Source organism: Bradyrhizobium australiense (genome assembly GCF_013114825.1).
Taxonomy (GTDB): domain Bacteria; phylum Pseudomonadota; class Alphaproteobacteria; order Rhizobiales; family Xanthobacteraceae; genus Bradyrhizobium; species Bradyrhizobium australiense.
In genome coordinates, this window is the sequence record NZ_JAAVLX010000009.1 from 259,797 (window position 1) to 274,241 (window position 14,445).

Here is a 14,445-nt window from a genome sequence, read left to right on the forward strand (position 1 = left end):
TGATCAGAGTTTTGCGTACTCGATCGGCTGGTGGCGATCGAGCGTTCGCGTGACCGGCGGCAGCGGATATTTAAGCCCTGTCGCGCAATTGAACAGCATGACGCGATCGTTTTTAGTCACGCGGCCTTCGGCAAGGCTTTGCTGATAGGCAGCATACGTCGCCGCCCCTTCCGGACACAACAAAAGGCCCTCCTCGCGCGCCACTTCGTTGAGCGCAGCAGAAATCTTCTCGTCCGGGACCGCAATAGCAAATCCCTTGCTCTCGCGGACCGCGCGCAGGATCAGAAAATCTCCGACCGCCTGCGGCACGCGGATGCCGGACGCGATGGTGTGGGCATCCTCCCAGCGCGGGGCGTGCTCGGTGCCGTTCTCGAAGGCACGCACAATCGGCGCGCAGCCGGACGCCTGCACCGCCACCATGCGCGGCCGCTTCGCGCCGATGAACCCGATCGCTTCCAGTTCGGCAAACGCTTTCCACATGCCGATCAGGCCGGTGCCGCCGCCGGTCGGGTAGAAGATCACGTCAGGCACCTCCCAGCCGAGCTGCTCGGCGAGCTCGAGACCCATCGTCTTCTTGCCTTCGATCCGGTACGGCTCCTTCAGCGTCGAGGTATCGAACCAGCCGGCTTTTGCTTTCCCTTCGCCGACGATCTTGCCGCAGTCGTCGATCAGGCCGTTGACGCGATAGACGGTGGCACCCTGCAGCTCGATTTCGCTGACGTTCACTTCCGGCGTATCGGCTGGGCAGAAGATCGTGGTCTTGATGCCGCAGGAAGTGGCGTAGGCCGCAAGCGCGGCGCCGGCATTACCGTTGGTGGGCATTGCCATGTGCTTGATGCCAAGCGCCTTGCCCATCGACACCGCCATTACGAGGCCTCTAGCCTTGAACGAGCCGGTCGGCAGGCGGCCCTCGTCCTTGACGATGATCTCGCCACCACCAAGTTTCTTGGCTAGCTTGGGCAGGCGAATGAGCGGCGTCATGATTTCGCCGAGGCTGACGATGTCGGTGACCTTCCGCACCGGCAGCAGCTCGCGGTAGCGCCACATATCGGCGGGGCGTTCCGCGAGCGCTTCCTTGGTCAGCGCCTTCTTCACGCCGGCGAGGTTGTAGCGCACCAAAAGCGGCTTGCCGGCCTTGGAGAGGTTGTGGATCTCGTCGGCCTCGTACCGATCGCCTTCCATCGCGCATTCGAGATGGGTCACGAACGTCGGCCGTTCGATGGTCAGATTGTCGTTGTCTTTCACAACTGTTCTTTCTGGTTTGCCTGTCATTGCCGGGCTCGACCCGGCAATCCATCTTCTTCGCAAGACTCTTGTGAAGCGTGATGGATGCGCGGGTCAAGCCCGCGCATGACGGTTAGGGACTGGGCTAGATATTGAGCACGCGGCCGTAGGCGTCCAGCACGGCTTCCTTCATCATCTCGGACAGGGTCGGATGCGGGAATACCGTGTGCATCAACTCCTCTTCCGTAGTCTCCAGGTTCATGGCGACCACGTAGCCCTGAATCAATTCGGTCACCTCGGCGCCGATCATATGGGCGCCAAGCAACTGGCCAGTCTTCTTGTCGAAGATCACCTTCACGAGGCCCTGGTCCTCGCCGAGCGCGATCGCCTTGCCGTTGCCGACAAACGGGAAACGGCCCACGCGAATCTCGCGGCCGTTTTCTTTCGCCTTTGCCTCGGTCAGGCCCACCGAGGCGACCTGCGGATGGCAGTACGTGCAGCCGGGAATGAGGTTCTTGTCCATGGCGTGCGGGTGCATGCCCTTGATTGCCTCGATGCAGACCACGCCTTCATGCTCGGCCTTATGGGCGAGCATCGGCGGGCCGGCGACGTCGCCAATGGCATAGATGCCGGGCACGTTGGTCTTGCCGTAGCCGTCGATCACGACGACGCCGCGGTCGGTCTTGACGCCGAGTTTTTCGAGCCCGAGCCCCTCGATATTGCCGACCACGCCGACCGCCGAGATCACGCGCTCGAACTCGACCGTCTGCGGCTGCTTGCCGTCATCGATGGTGGCGACGACGCTGTCGGCCTTCTTCTCGAGCTTCGTTACTTTGGTGTTGGATAGAATCTTGATGCCCTGCTTTTCGAAGCGTTTCCGCGCAAGGCCGGCGATCTCGGCGTCCTCGACGGGCAGGATTTGCGGCAGCACCTCGACCACGGTGACGTCGGCGCCCATGGTGTGGAAGAAGGAGGCGAACTCGATGCCGATCGCGCCGGAACCGACCACCAGCAGCGATTTCGGCATCCGCTCCGGCACCATCGCCTCAAAATAGGTCCAGACCAGTTTATTGTCGGGCTCGAGCCCCGGCAGCACGCGCGGCCGGGCACCGGTGGCCAGGATGATGTGCTTGGCCTGATAGGTGCCCTCGCCCAGCGCGCCCTTCGGCGCTTCGACTTGGGATTTCTTCACGGTGACCTTGCCGGGCGCATCGATCGACGCCTCGCCCCAGATCACCGTCACCTTGTTCTTCTTCATTAGGAAGCCAACGCCATCATTGAGGCGTTTTGAGACGCCCCGCGAGCGCTGCACGACGGCCTTCGGATCGAACGAGACTTTCTCGGCGGAAAGCCCGTAATCCTTGGCGTGCTGCATGTAGTGATAGATTTCGGCTGAGCGTAAAAGCGCCTTCGTCGGAATGCAGCCCCAGTTCAGGCAGATGCCGCCGAGATAGGATTTTTCGATGATCGCGGTCTTGAAACCGAGCTGGGCGGCGCGGATCGCGGTGACGTAACCACCGGGGCCGGAGCCGATAATGATGACGTCGAAGGAAGTGTCGGCCATGTTTTACTCGCTCGTTTCCATCGTGCGACCAAGTTGACATTTCGTTTCCGTCATTGCGAGGAGCCCTTGCGACGAAGCAATCCAGCCGCCAACAATGCAATGGATCGCTTCCGCCTTCGCTCTTCGAGCTACGGCGGACAAGTCGCTGCGCCCGCAATGACGGCGTACGTCATGCAATGGTCACACCATCATCATCACGGGGTTTTCGATCAACTGCTTGAAGGCGCCGATCAGCTCGGCACCGAGCGCGCCGTCGATGGCGCGGTGATCGCAGGACAAGGTCACGCTCATCATCTGCGCGATCTCGATCTTGCCGTTGCGCACGACCGGGCGCTCCTCGCTGGTGCCGACGGCGAGGATCGTCGCGTGCGGCGGGTTGATCACGGCGGTGAAGTGATTGATGCCGTACATGCCGAGGTTCGACACCGCCGTGGTCCCGCCCTGATATTCCTCCGGCTTCAGCTTGCGCGCCCGCGCGCGCGCCGCAAAGTCCTTCATCTCGGATGAAATCGTGGACAACGTCTTGGCTTCCGCTTTCCGGATAATCGGAGTGATCAGGCCGCCCGGCATCGCAACGGCAACACCGATATCGGAGTGCTTGTGCTTGAGCATGCCGCCCTCGGTCCAGCTCACGTTGCAGTTCGGAATCCGCTGCAGCGCGATGGCCATCGCCTTGATGACGAAGTCGTTCACCGAAAGCTTGTAGAGCGGCTTCTTCTCCTTGTCCTTCGGTGCTGCCGCGTTGATCTCCTCGCGCGCCACCAATAGCTTGCCGATGTCGCAGTCCATCGTGAGATAGAAATGCGGCACGGTCTGCACCGACGCGGTCAGCCGTTGCGCGATGGTGCGGCGCATGCCGTCATGCGGCACGATTTCGTAGGAGCCCTCCTCGAACAGCGCCAGAATCTGCTTGTCGGACATCGACGGCGCGATGCTCGGACCGGCCGCGGGTGCGGCGGCCGGGGCCTTCAGACCCTTGCCGGATTTCGCGTCCTCGACGTCTCGGGCGATGATGCGGCCATGCGGGCCGGAGGCGCTGATCCGCGAAAGATCGATCCCGGCATCCTTGGCCAGACGCCGCGCGAGCGGCGACGAGAAGATACGGTCGTGACCGTTGCCCTTGGCGGGCGCAGCCGCCGCCTGAGGGGCTGGCGCGGGAGCCGCTGCGGGCGCAGGCGTTGGCGCCGGTGCCGCGGCAGCAGCCTTCGGCGCTTCCTTGGGTGTCTCCTTGGGCGCTTCAGCCTTCGGCGCGGGGGCGGCGCCAGCCGCTTTCACGTCCTCGCCATCACCGGCTAGCACCGCGATGATATCGTTGACCGGCACATCCTGCGTGCCCTCGGGCACCAGAATTTTTGCGATGGTGCCCTCGTCGACGGCCTCGACTTCCATCGTCGCCTTGTCGGTCTCGATCTCCGCGATCACGTCGCCGGACTTGACCTTGTCGCCCTCTTTCTTGAGCCACTTGGCAAGGTTGCCCTTTTCCATCGTGGGCGACAGCGCGGGCATCAAAATGTTGATCGGCATCGTCAGTGACCCTGTTGCGACCGCGGCGTGGTGGAGCCCATGTCGGTCGGCCGGTTGATTTCGGCTTCGAACATCTCGACGATGCGCGCGAGCGCCTCGTCCTCGGTGTAGCCGCTCTCGCGCGCATAGGCGCGGGCGGCGTGGCGGGCGATATCGACCAGCAACAGGCCCCACATGTCAGGCTCCTCGAAGGCGCGCTGGAAGGCGATCGAGAGCCCGCCATCGACGACAAAGGCACGCAGCACTTCGACGGCGTCATCGCGGCCGATGACATCGGGCGGCAGCGGCTGTTCGTTGGGACCGGCCATCTGGACCTACCGGTAGGAAACGGCCTTGGCGGCCGCCACCACCTCGGCGACGGACGGCAACGCGAGCTTTTCGAGGTTCGCGGCATAAGGCATTGGCACATCCTTGCCGGATATCCGGGCGACCGGCGCATCGAGATAATCGAAGGCGTGCTCCATAATGCGGGCGGCAACCTCGGCGCCGACGCCGGACTGCTGCCATCCTTCCTCCACCGTCACCGCGCGCCCGGTCTTCTTTACCGAGTTGACGATCGTCTCGGTGTCCATCGGGCGCAGCGTGCGCAGGTCGATCACCTCGGCCTCGATGCCTTCCTTGGCGAGCTCGTCGGCGGCCTTCAGCGAATAGGTCATGCCATTCGACCACGAGATCAGTGTTACGTCCTTGCCCGAGCGAACGATACGCGCCTTGCCGATCGGGATCACGTAATCGTCGAGCTTCGGCACCTCGCCGGTATGGCCGTACAAGACTTCGTTTTCGAGAAAGATGACGGGGTTGGGATCGCGGATCGCGGCCTTCAGCAGCCCTTTATAGTCGGCAGCCGAGAACGGCGCGATCACCTTCAGCCCGGGAATTTGCGAGTACCAGGCCGAGTAGTCCTGGCTGTGCTGGGCGGCAACGCGGGCGGCGGCGCCGTTCGGGCCGCGGAACACGATCGAGCAGCCCATCTGGCCGCCTGACATGTACAGCGTCTTGGCCGCCGAGTTGATGATCTGGTCGATCGCCTGCATGGCGAAGTTGAAGGTCATGAATTCGACGATCGGCTTCAGCCCCGACATCGCCGCGCCGACACCGACGCCGGCAAAGCCATGCTCGGTGATCGGGGTATCGATCACGCGCCGCGCGCCGAACTCTTGCAACAGGCCCTGCGTCACCTTGTAGGCGCCCTGATATTCCGCGACCTCCTCGCCCATGATGAACACATCGGGATCGCGCCGCATCTCTTCCGCCATGGCATCGCGCAGCGCCTCGCGAATGGTCTGGGTGACCATCTCGGTGCCGGCGGGGACTTCCGGATCGGGCTCGGCGACCGCAGCGGCCAGCGCGGCTGGTGCCTTCTCGGCCTTGGGCTGGGGCGCTTCCGCCTTGGCTTCAGCGGGGGGCGCGGATTCCGCGGCCTTTGCCGCTTGCGCCGGTGCGCTGGCTTTTCCGAGATCGGCAGCGCTCTCGCCGTCGGCCAAAATGGTCGCGATCGGCGTATTGACCGCAACGTCGGCGGTGCCTTCGGGGATCAATATCTTGCCGAGCGTGCCCTCATCGGTCGCCTCGACTTCCATCGTCGCCTTGTCGGTCTCGATCTCGGCGATGACATCACCTGACTTGATCGTCTCGCCTTCCTTCTTCAGCCACTTCGCAAGGTTGCCCTTCTCCATGGTGGGCGACAGCGCAGGCATCAGCACTTGAATGGGCATATCGGCTCCCGAAAATCACTCGTCAGTTGGTTCTGCGCTCGTTTGATCTGCAGGTCGCAAGAGCAGCAAACCAGGTCCCACTTTTTACGAACTATGCGTTGAATTACCTGTAGACGTCGGTCCAGAGCTCGGACGGATCGAGCTCGGGATCGCGCTGGGCGAAATCGGCGGATGCGTTGACGATCTCGCGCACCTCGGCGTCGATCGCCTTCAACTCCTGCTCGCTGACCTTGGCGGCCAGCAGGCGGTTGCGCACCTGCTCGATCGGATCCTGGTCGGTGCGGATTTTTTCGACCTCTTCGCGGGTCCGGTATTTCGCCGGGTCGGACATCGAATGGCCGCGGTAGCGATAGGTCTGCATTTCCAGGATGAACGGCCCCTTGCCGGCGCGGCACCAGGCGACCGCCTCGTCGCCCGCGGCCTTCACGGCGCGGACATCCATGCCGTCGACCTGGTGACCCGGAATGTTAAAGGAGGCGCCGCGCTTGGAAAAATCGGTCTGGGCGGAAGAGCGGGTCACCGACGTGCCCATGGCGTAGCGGTTGTTCTCGATCACGTAGATCACCGGTAGCTTCCACAGCTCCGCCATATTAAAACTCTCATAGACCTGGCCTTGGTTGGACGCGCCGTCGCCGAAATAGGCGAGGCTGACGAAATCATTGCCGCGATAGCGATTGGCGAAAGCAAGGCCGGTCCCGAGCGAAACCTGGGCGCCGACGATGCCGTGGCCGCCGTAGAAGTTCTTCTCCATGCTGAACATGTGCATGGAGCCGCCCTTGCCCTTGGAGTAGCCGCCGCGGCGGCCGGTGAGCTCGGCCATGACGCCGTTGGCGTCCATCCCGCAGGCTAGCATGTGGCCGTGGTCACGGTATCCCGTTATGACCTGATCGCCCTTCTTCAGGGCCATCTGCATTCCGACCACCACAGCTTCCTGGCCGATATAGAGGTGGCAGAAACCGCCAATCGCACCCATGCCGTAGAGCTGGCCGGCCTTCTCCTCAAAGCGGCGGATCAGGAGCATGTCTCGCAGCGCGGCCAATTCCTGCGCCTTGGTGAATTCCGGTGGGGACCCGTTTGCCTTCTCCTGCCCTGATTCCTTCGCGACGACGCTTTTCTTGGGTGCAGCCATGGCATTTCCGGGTGAGAAAGAGAGACGGATCAGCCCTCTGTATCCCAACTCAAACCGCCGTGAAAGGATTGCGTGCGCTGGAGAAAATATTGCTATGCCGCAGTGCAATGTGGGTCGCGACATTTTCGAAATTGATTTCGCGATTTTTTGAAATTTGCGGACATAGGTAGGGACGTCACCCTGAAGGTGCGAGCGCCGCGAGCCGTTATGCAGGGCGACAGCGGAGTGTTTGGAATCAGTTCGGCTTGACGGTCCGGACCAGATCGCGCGGATTGGCGTAGTCCAGCTGGAAGCGCGCGCGCTCGTCCAGCATGTCGGGATCGACCCGGTCGGACCGCAGCAGCGAAACCCGCTGCTCGCCCTCTGCCCGCTCGCGCTTCAGTCGCGCCAGTTCCGAGGTGAGCGCAATGATCTCCTGATCGAGCTCCTGGCGCGCGTTCAAGCCGTATTTGCCGGTGTAGGCGTTGACGCCGAAATAGCCGACCATCATCGCCGCCATCGTATAGAGGGCGAGTCCGGTCAAGATAGACTTCAATCGGGTGCGGGAGACCATGCCGTGAAGATGCGACGGCTGGGTTAATGGATTCCTAAGGCTACAGGCCTGACTGGCGCCCCGTCATTGCGAGCGAAGCGACCTGTCCGCCGAAGCTCGTAGAGCGAAGGCGGGAGCAATCCATGTCACCGCATAACCGACGGATGGATTGCTTCGTCGCGGAGCCTGTCATCGGGCGCGCATTCGCGCGACCCGTTGGCAATGACGGCGCTACCGGTTCTGTTGCTCAACAAACGCCGCGAACGCATCGATATATTGCTGCAGCACCTTCTGCACCGCTTCCTTCACGAGTTCGCCCTTCTCGTCAAAGGCGTCACCGACGGCGTTGAGGTAGATTTCGGGCTGGCCGAGGATCGGGCCGGAAATACCCGGCAGGATATTCTGCAAATGCTTGGCGGCGCTGACGCCGCCAAGTGCGCCGGGCGAGTTGCTGACGATGCCGACCGGCTTGCCGAGGAACGAGCTCTTGCCGTAGGGACGTGAGCCGACGTCGATCGCGTTCTTAAGGACGCCGGGGATCGAGCGGTTATATTCCGGCGTCACGAACAGCACGCCGTTCGACTTCTGCAGCTTTTCGCGGAATCTCAACCAATCCGCCGGCGGTGCTGCTTCCAGGTCCTGGTTGAAGAAGGAAATGTCATGCAGCGTGGTCACGTCGAGCTTGAGCGAAGCCGGCGCCATTTTTGCGAGCGCGTTGGCGATCTTGAGCGAAAAGCTCGCCTTACGGAGAGAGCCGACGATCGTGACGATGGTGTAGGTGGCCATTGGATATCCCTTTTGAGAAGCAGAACGCCTGCTCTCCCCATACGCAGATCGCCAAAAAGATGCAAGTGCATGAAATAATGTTTGGGCGATCTTCTGGACCAAATTTTTGGCTACAACATTCCCCGGCCGGATCGATTGGTTCGAGCGTAAGCGCAATGCCGTGCGGCTGTTGATGCAGAGAGATCCTCTAAGTCAGTTCGCCCTGGGGAATTCGCATTTCGAGTTGTTGCTTCACGATTGGCGCCATCCGCAAGTCGGTTGCCACAGCTCCACAGCTCCGCATCCTGACTCGGCGTGGTCTGCTGCTGCAGCACACCGATAGCGGCGTGCTGCCCCATCCCGACGCAAGGTGAAAATTTGAGGTTCCACCGTTGGAACCGTCGGCTCTGAGTCTTAAAGCGTACAGACGGAGCACAGCGGCCGAGGCTAGCCTCGGCCCTCCACGGAGGAGGGCTAATCATGCGAACTCGAATATCCGCGGAGACGCCGAAGGCTCGGTTTGATGTTGCGAAGGCCTATTTCGAATTGCAAAGGATCAGGCGCGCTGTCGAACGCGAGGAAGCGAAGGTTCATCCAACGCGAACGCTCTACTCGAAAAGAAAGCCAAAGGGCGCTGAATCGAACTCCCACCGATAACTTCAACGTTCTCGTTCGATTTGAGTGTGATTTTTTGCGTTCAATATCTTAAATGACGCAGGCCGCCCCATCGGGCGGCCTGTTCGATTGATGATCGGTAAAAAGAGCGCAACATCATCATCCCTTGTTCGGGTTGATCAGGAATTTCTCGCCGGTGGCGCGCTTGTTGTACACGGCGATGTTGGAAAGCTGCAGCGTCTCCTGCAGGGACACTTCCTGCGTATAGTGGCTGGCGAAGGTGGTCTTGAGCTCGGACGCGACGCGCTGGCGCAGCCGTCCGATTTCGGCAGGGCCGATCTTCTGCAGGAACGGCGTCAAGAGCCAGCCGCCGACGCCCCAGGTCAGCCCGAACGCGCGGCTGAGCTCGGTTGGACGGTTGTCGAGGCTGCCGTAGATATAGACCTGCTTGTACACGTTGGAGCCGTAGCGGCTGTATTCCTTGGCCGTCTTGTTGGCCGCGATCTCCATGCAGGTGAGAATCTGGCTTGCCAGCTTGCCGCCGCCGATAGCGTCGAACGCTATGGTGGCGCCAGTCTCCACCAGCGCGTTGGTCAGATCGTCCATGAACGTATCTGCGGTGGAATCGACGACATATTTGGCGCCGATCTTGTGCAGGATGTCGGCCTGCTCCGTGCTGCGCACGATGTTGACGAGACCGATGCCGTCCTTGATGCAAATCTTGTTCAGCATCTGGCCGAGGTTGGAGGCGGCGGCGGTGTGAACCAGCGCCTTGTGGTTCTCGCGCCGCATCGTCTCGGTCATGCCGAGCGCGGTCAGGGGATTGACGAACCACGACGCGCCATCGGCGGGCGTGGTGCCGGATGGCAGCTCCATGACGTCCCTGATCTTGATGGTGCGATACTGCGTGTACATCGCTCCGCCGATCATCGAGACGTTCTTGCCCATCAGCGCTTTGGCGGCGTCCGAGGATCCGGTCCTGATCACCACGCCGGCGCCCTCATTGCCGACGGGCAGCGACTGGTCGAGCCGCGCCGCCATCATCCGCATCGCGGCTTCCGGCATCTTCGCCGTGACCACGGGCGCGTCCTTGGTGCCGGACTCCTTCGCCGTCGACATGTCGGCGGGACCGATCAGCAGCCCAAGATCGGACGGGTTGATCGGGGTCGCCTCGACACGGACCACGACTTCATCGTCGGCCGGCTCGGGCGTCGGGATATTGACCAGCGACAGTTCGAGTTCACCGCTCTTCTTGAGCAGCGAACGCAGTTGCAGCCCGCTCTTGCCGTCGCTCATCGTAAATTCCCCGGTTTGTGTTGGTTATATCTGGATGCGCGAACGCGTTACGCCAAGGCCTTCAGCGCCGATTTGCCGGCATATTTCGCCTGATTGCCGAGTTGCTGCTCGATGCGCAGGAGCTGGTTGTACTTGGCAGTGCGGTCGGAGCGGGCCAATGATCCGGTTTTGATCTGGCCGCAATTGGTGGCGACCGCGAGATCGGCGATGGTGGAATCTTCCGTCTCGCCGGAACGGTGCGACATCACGGACGTATAGCCGTATTTGTGCGCCAGCTCGACGGCGGCGAGTGTTTCCGTCAGCGTGCCGATCTGGTTGACCTTGATCAGGATCGAATTGGCGCGGCCGTTCTTGATGCCGTCGGCAAGCCGAGTGACGTTGGTGACGAACAGATCGTCGCCGACGAGCTGGCACTTCTTGCCGATCAGGTCGGTCAATTCCTTCCAGCCTTCCATGTCGTCCTCGGACATGCCGTCCTCGATGGTGACGATCGGATAGCGCGAGACGAGATCGGCGAGATATTTCGCCTGCTGGGAGCGCGAGCGGGTCTTGTTCTCGCCGCCATAGACGTAGTTGCCGTCCTTGAAGAATTCGGTCGCCGCGCAATCCAGCCCGAGCATCACATCTTCGCCGGCCTGGTAGCCGGCCTTGCCGATCGCGCTCACGACGAATTCAAGGGCTGCGTCCGCCGACGGCAGGTTCGGCGCAAAGCCGCCCTCGTCGCCGACATTGGTGTTGTGGCCGGCCTTCTTCAGTTCGCTGCGAAGCGTGTGGAAGATTTCCGAACCGCAACGCAGCGCCTCGGCAAAACTCGCGGCGCCCACGGGAAGGATCATGAATTCCTGGAAGTCGATCGGATTGTCGGCATGCACGCCGCCATTGATGATGTTCATCATCGGTACCGGCAGCGTCCGCGCCGAAGTGCCGCCGACGTAACGATAGAGCGGCATGTCGAAGGATTCGGCCGCGGCCTTGGCGCAGGCCAGCGAAACGCCGAGGATGGCGTTGGCGCCGAGCCGGCTCTTGTTCGGCGTGCCGTCGAGATCGATCATGATCTGGTCGATGTGGACCTGGTCCTCGACGGCCTGATCGCTGAGCGCCTCGAAGATCTCGCCGTTGACGGCTTCGACCGCCTTTTGCACGCCCTTCCCGAGATAGCGCTGCTTGTCGCCGTCCCGAAGTTCGACCGCCTCATGGGCGCCGGTGGAGGCACCGGACGGAACAGCCGCGCGGCCGACCGACCCGTCTTCCAGCACCACATCGACTTCAACGGTGGGGTTGCCCCGGCTATCGAGAATTTCGCGGCCAATGATGTCGACGATGGCGGTCATGTCTTAAACTTTCCTGGGAAGGAGTGGTCGGGTTTCGGAGGCGGTCTTACACGGCACGCAAGCAAATGTGAACGCTTGAGGAATGGCCTTTTCCAGACGGTACCGCCCGGTCGGGATAGACTCCTCCACGGTTGATATCGGCGTCCAAACCTTCACGTTCACAAGCCGGGGTAACGCAATGAATCGCCGCCAGTTTCTTGGAACCGCCGCCGCAGGAATCCTTGCCGTCCCCGCGCTGCTACGAAACGCCGCCGCGCAGGAAGGCCCGTTCCCGGTCAAATATTTTCCGATCGACGCCGGCGTCGGTCTGCACGACGTCACGCCCGCTCGCGATGGCGCGATCTGGTTCACTGGTCAGCGCAATGGAACGCTGGGGCGCCTAGACCCACGGGACGGCGCATTCAAATTGATCAATCTCGGCAAGGGCGCGTCGCCTCATGGCGTCGTCATCGGACCCGACGGCGCGCCGTGGGTCACTGAGGGCGGACAGAACGCGATTGCGCGCGTCGACCCCAGTGATCACAAGGTGACGCTGTTCCGCCTGCCCGAAAAGGAGGCCTACGCTAACCTCAACACCGGCGTGTTCGACAAGAGCGGCATCTACTGGTTCACCGGCCAGTCCGGCATCTATGGCCGGCTCGATCCGAAATCGGGCGACATGACCGTGTTCAAGGCGCCGCGCGGCGTCGGTCCTTACGGGATCACGGCCACCCCGAAGGGCGAGGTCTGGTACGCCTCGCTCGCCGGCAATCACATTGCAAAGATCGAACTGGCGAGCGGCCGGGCGACCGTGGTCGAACCGTCAACGCCAAAGCAGGGCGCGCGGCGGGTGTGGTCGGATTCCAAGAGCCGGATCTGGGTCAGCGAATGGAACAGCGGCCAGGTGTCGGTGCACGACCCCGCCGACAGCTCCTGGAGGTCGTGGAAGCTGCCCGGGAGCAATCCGCGCGCCTATGCGGTCTACGTCGACGACAAGGATAAGGTCTGGCTCACTGATTTCTCGGCGAATGCAATCGTGCGCTTCGATCCCGTGACGGAAAAATTCAACGCGTTCCCGAGCGACAAATCGGGCGCCAATGTGCGCCAGCTCGACGGCCGGCCTGGCGAGATCTGGGGCGCTGAATCCGGCAATGACCGCCTGGTCGTAATACAGACGGCTGCGTGAGATTGTTCGTCGTCCTGTCGCTGTTCTCTCTTCTCCTGCGCGCTACCGCCACCGCGGCGTAAGACGGCGCGCGGGCGTTCGCGCCCTGCCGCGCCTGCCATAGCCTCGATCCCGCGGAGCGCGCCCTGCCCGGCCCCAATTTGTCAGGTGTGATCGGACGGCCCGTCGGCAGCGATGCCGGCTTCGACTATTCGCCGGTCCTGCGCCAGGCGCGCGACGAAGGGCTGCGCTGGGATGTAAAGCGCCTGGAGGCGTTCCTCGCTAATCCGGCCGCATTGTTTCCGGGACTGTGGATGTCGGTGCGCGGGATCGAGGGCGCCGCCGAACGGCAGGCGCTGGTCAAGTTTCTCGCAAACCCATATCCCGGACGCGGCGCAGCACGCGAGTGATGCGACGCAGAGCCGGGATCCATCGCCGGTAGGTCCCGGCTCTGCGGTGCGGCGTTGACACGCCGCACCGCGTCCGGGACACGAGAGAGTTCAAACGGCGCTCGCCGCTCGCCCAGTTGACGATCACGGCCGGTTGCGGCCATGTCAGCGTTCGCAAGGACGATCATGATGGCCAAGAAATCATTACCCCAATCATTGCAGCTCGGCCGCGCCGTGGAATGGCCGGACAGCCCGAAAAAAGCGCAGCTCGACCGCGTGCCCAATCCGCAAGCGGATACCAATTATCTGGTGCGCTTCACCGCGCCGGAATTCACCTCGATCTGCCCGGTGACGGGTCAGCCGGATTTCGCCCATCTCATGATCGACTACGTGCCGGGCCAGTGGCTGCTGGAATCCAAATCGCTGAAACTCTATGTCGCGAGTTTTCGCAATCACGGCGCCTTCCACGAGGATTGCACGGTCATGATCGGCAAGCGGATCGCAGCCGAGATCAAGCCGAAATTCTTGCGCATCGGCGGCTACTGGTATCCGCGCGGCGGCATCCCGATCGACGTGTTCTGGCAGACCGGCAAATTGCCCAAGGATATGTGGGTGCCGGACCAGGGGGTCGCGCCCTATCGCGGGCGAGGCTAACGCGACGCCTCGGCGGCTATTGCACGGGCGAAGGCAAAGGCCGCGCGAAGCTGAGTTCGTGGCCGTCCGGATCGACAAGGTGGAAGTACCGCTCACCCCATTCGGCATCTCGCGGCACCGTGGCTGGCTCGAATCCTGCCGCGAGCGCACGGTGGTAAAGTGCGTCAACATCGGCAACGTAGAAGATCACCCGCCCCCACCAGGACCAGCGACGCTCGGCCGGCTGGGCGATGAGGTTGAGATAGCCCGTTCCGGCGCGAAAGCTGCTGAATGACGACCCTTCGCCGCCATGCAGAATCTCAAAGCCGAGCGCGCCGTAGAACTGGACCGCACGCGGCATGTCGTGGGTGCCCAGTGTGATCGCGCTGATCCCCTCGATCATGGCTAAACTCTCCCGAAGCTCCCAGTTTGGAAGTTTGAATCACAGACCTCCGGCCAAATACAACCTCTTGGCCCAAAGCCCCGGCACCGCTTGCTTTTGGGGGCAAAGCGGACATCAAACGGCAGGCAAAGTCCTCAGACTCGGTCGAAAATGCCCCCTAGCGGACTAAGCGCTGCGCCGG

The 14,445-nt window shown here is 62.3% G+C and carries 14 protein-coding genes; 3 read left to right on the forward strand and 11 right to left on the reverse strand.

What is annotated here, in order from left to right; all coding sequences use genetic code 11:
- Nucleotides 1-3 precede the first annotated feature (3 nt).
- The 10 genes from HCN58_RS27120 to eno all read right to left on the reverse strand — a co-directional run bounded on the left by HCN58_RS27120 (nt 4) and on the right by eno (nt 11,695).
- Entirely contained in the window at nt 4-1,245 is a 1,242-nt protein-coding gene (locus HCN58_RS27120; protein WP_171582412.1) for a threonine synthase, read from the reverse strand.
- 124 nt (nt 1,246-1,369) lie between these two features.
- Nucleotides 1,370-2,788: a dihydrolipoyl dehydrogenase gene (gene lpdA / locus HCN58_RS27125; RefSeq protein WP_171582413.1), complete on the reverse strand. Its 1,419-nt coding sequence runs from the start codon at nt 2,786-2,788 to the stop codon at nt 1,370-1,372.
- A gap of 180 nt (nt 2,789-2,968) precedes the next feature.
- A complete protein-coding gene (locus HCN58_RS27130; RefSeq protein ID WP_171582414.1) occupies nt 2,969-4,312 on the reverse strand; it encodes a pyruvate dehydrogenase complex dihydrolipoamide acetyltransferase in 1,344 nt (447 codons plus the stop codon).
- A gap of 2 nt (nt 4,313-4,314) precedes the next feature.
- Nucleotides 4,315-4,620, reverse strand: a complete 306-nt coding sequence (locus HCN58_RS27135; RefSeq protein WP_171582415.1) for a DUF5076 domain-containing protein — start codon at nt 4,618-4,620, stop codon at nt 4,315-4,317.
- Between the two features lie 6 nt (nt 4,621-4,626).
- Nucleotides 4,627-6,027, reverse strand: a complete 1,401-nt coding sequence (locus tag HCN58_RS27140) for a pyruvate dehydrogenase complex E1 component subunit beta (RefSeq protein ID WP_171582416.1) — start codon at nt 6,025-6,027, stop codon at nt 4,627-4,629.
- 103 nt (nt 6,028-6,130) lie between these two features.
- Complete coding sequence (gene pdhA / locus HCN58_RS27145; RefSeq protein ID WP_171582417.1) at nt 6,131-7,156, reverse strand: pyruvate dehydrogenase (acetyl-transferring) E1 component subunit alpha; 1,026 nt, start codon at nt 7,154-7,156, stop codon at nt 6,131-6,133.
- Between the two features lie 235 nt (nt 7,157-7,391).
- On the reverse strand, nt 7,392-7,709 hold the full coding sequence (locus HCN58_RS27150) for an FtsB family cell division protein (RefSeq protein WP_171582418.1): 318 nt from the start codon (nt 7,707-7,709) through the stop codon (nt 7,392-7,394).
- 210 nt (nt 7,710-7,919) lie between these two features.
- Nucleotides 7,920-8,474, reverse strand: coding sequence for an NADPH-dependent FMN reductase (locus tag HCN58_RS27155; RefSeq protein ID WP_171582419.1), 555 nt, complete (start codon nt 8,472-8,474; stop codon nt 7,920-7,922).
- 753 nt (nt 8,475-9,227) lie between these two features.
- Nucleotides 9,228-10,364 carry a zinc-binding dehydrogenase gene (locus HCN58_RS27160; protein WP_171582420.1) on the reverse strand — a complete coding sequence of 379 codons (1,137 nt, stop codon included), beginning with the start codon at nt 10,362-10,364 and terminating at the stop codon, nt 9,228-9,230.
- 47 nt (nt 10,365-10,411) lie between these two features.
- On the reverse strand, nt 10,412-11,695 hold the full coding sequence (gene eno, locus HCN58_RS27165; protein WP_171582421.1) for a phosphopyruvate hydratase: 1,284 nt from the start codon (nt 11,693-11,695) through the stop codon (nt 10,412-10,414).
- Nucleotides 11,696-11,873: 178 nt separating this feature from the next.
- Here eno and HCN58_RS27170 point away from each other — a divergent pair, with 178 nt between their 5' ends.
- The 3 genes from HCN58_RS27170 (at nt 11,874) to queF (ending at nt 13,882) form a co-directional block, all read left to right on the forward strand.
- The gene (locus HCN58_RS27170) at nt 11,874-12,860 is read left to right on the forward strand and encodes a Vgb family protein (RefSeq protein WP_171582422.1); all 987 of its coding nucleotides are present in this window, start codon (nt 11,874-11,876) and stop codon (nt 12,858-12,860) included.
- Nucleotides 12,861-13,009: 149 nt separating this feature from the next.
- Nucleotides 13,010-13,249, forward strand: a complete 240-nt coding sequence (locus HCN58_RS27175; protein ID WP_171582423.1) for a c-type cytochrome — start codon at nt 13,010-13,012, stop codon at nt 13,247-13,249.
- Nucleotides 13,250-13,417: 168 nt separating this feature from the next.
- Nucleotides 13,418-13,882, forward strand: a complete 465-nt coding sequence (gene queF / locus HCN58_RS27180) for a preQ(1) synthase (RefSeq protein WP_171582424.1) — start codon at nt 13,418-13,420, stop codon at nt 13,880-13,882.
- Between the two features lie 16 nt (nt 13,883-13,898).
- Here the strand turns inward: queF and HCN58_RS27185 are convergent, their stop codons facing one another.
- The gene (locus HCN58_RS27185) at nt 13,899-14,264 is read right to left on the reverse strand and encodes a VOC family protein (RefSeq protein WP_171582425.1); all 366 of its coding nucleotides are present in this window, start codon (nt 14,262-14,264) and stop codon (nt 13,899-13,901) included.
- Nucleotides 14,265-14,445 lie beyond the last annotated feature (181 nt).

Coding starts and splice junctions, on each gene's coding strand:
- HCN58_RS27170 (WP_171582422.1), top strand. CDS start 11,874: ATGAATCGCCGCCAGTTTCTTGGAACCGCCGCCGCAGGAATCCTTGCC.
- HCN58_RS27140 (WP_171582416.1), bottom strand. CDS start 6,027: ATGCCCATTCAAGTGCTGATGCCTGCGCTGTCGCCCACCATGGAGAAG.
- HCN58_RS27130 (WP_171582414.1), bottom strand. CDS start 4,312: ATGCCGATCAACATTTTGATGCCCGCGCTGTCGCCCACGATGGAAAAG.
- HCN58_RS27160 (WP_171582420.1), bottom strand. CDS start 10,364: ATGAGCGACGGCAAGAGCGGGCTGCAACTGCGTTCGCTGCTCAAGAAG.
- HCN58_RS27155 (WP_171582419.1), bottom strand. CDS start 8,474: ATGGCCACCTACACCATCGTCACGATCGTCGGCTCTCTCCGTAAGGCG.
- lpdA (WP_171582413.1), bottom strand. CDS start 2,788: ATGGCCGACACTTCCTTCGACGTCATCATTATCGGCTCCGGCCCCGGT.
- queF (WP_171582424.1), top strand. CDS start 13,418: ATGGCCAAGAAATCATTACCCCAATCATTGCAGCTCGGCCGCGCCGTG.
- HCN58_RS27185 (WP_171582425.1), bottom strand. CDS start 14,264: ATGATCGAGGGGATCAGCGCGATCACACTGGGCACCCACGACATGCCG.
- HCN58_RS27135 (WP_171582415.1), bottom strand. CDS start 4,620: ATGGCCGGTCCCAACGAACAGCCGCTGCCGCCCGATGTCATCGGCCGC.
- pdhA (WP_171582417.1), bottom strand. CDS start 7,156: ATGGCTGCACCCAAGAAAAGCGTCGTCGCGAAGGAATCAGGGCAGGAG.
- eno (WP_171582421.1), bottom strand. CDS start 11,695: ATGACCGCCATCGTCGACATCATTGGCCGCGAAATTCTCGATAGCCGG.
- HCN58_RS27150 (WP_171582418.1), bottom strand. CDS start 7,709: ATGGTCTCCCGCACCCGATTGAAGTCTATCTTGACCGGACTCGCCCTC.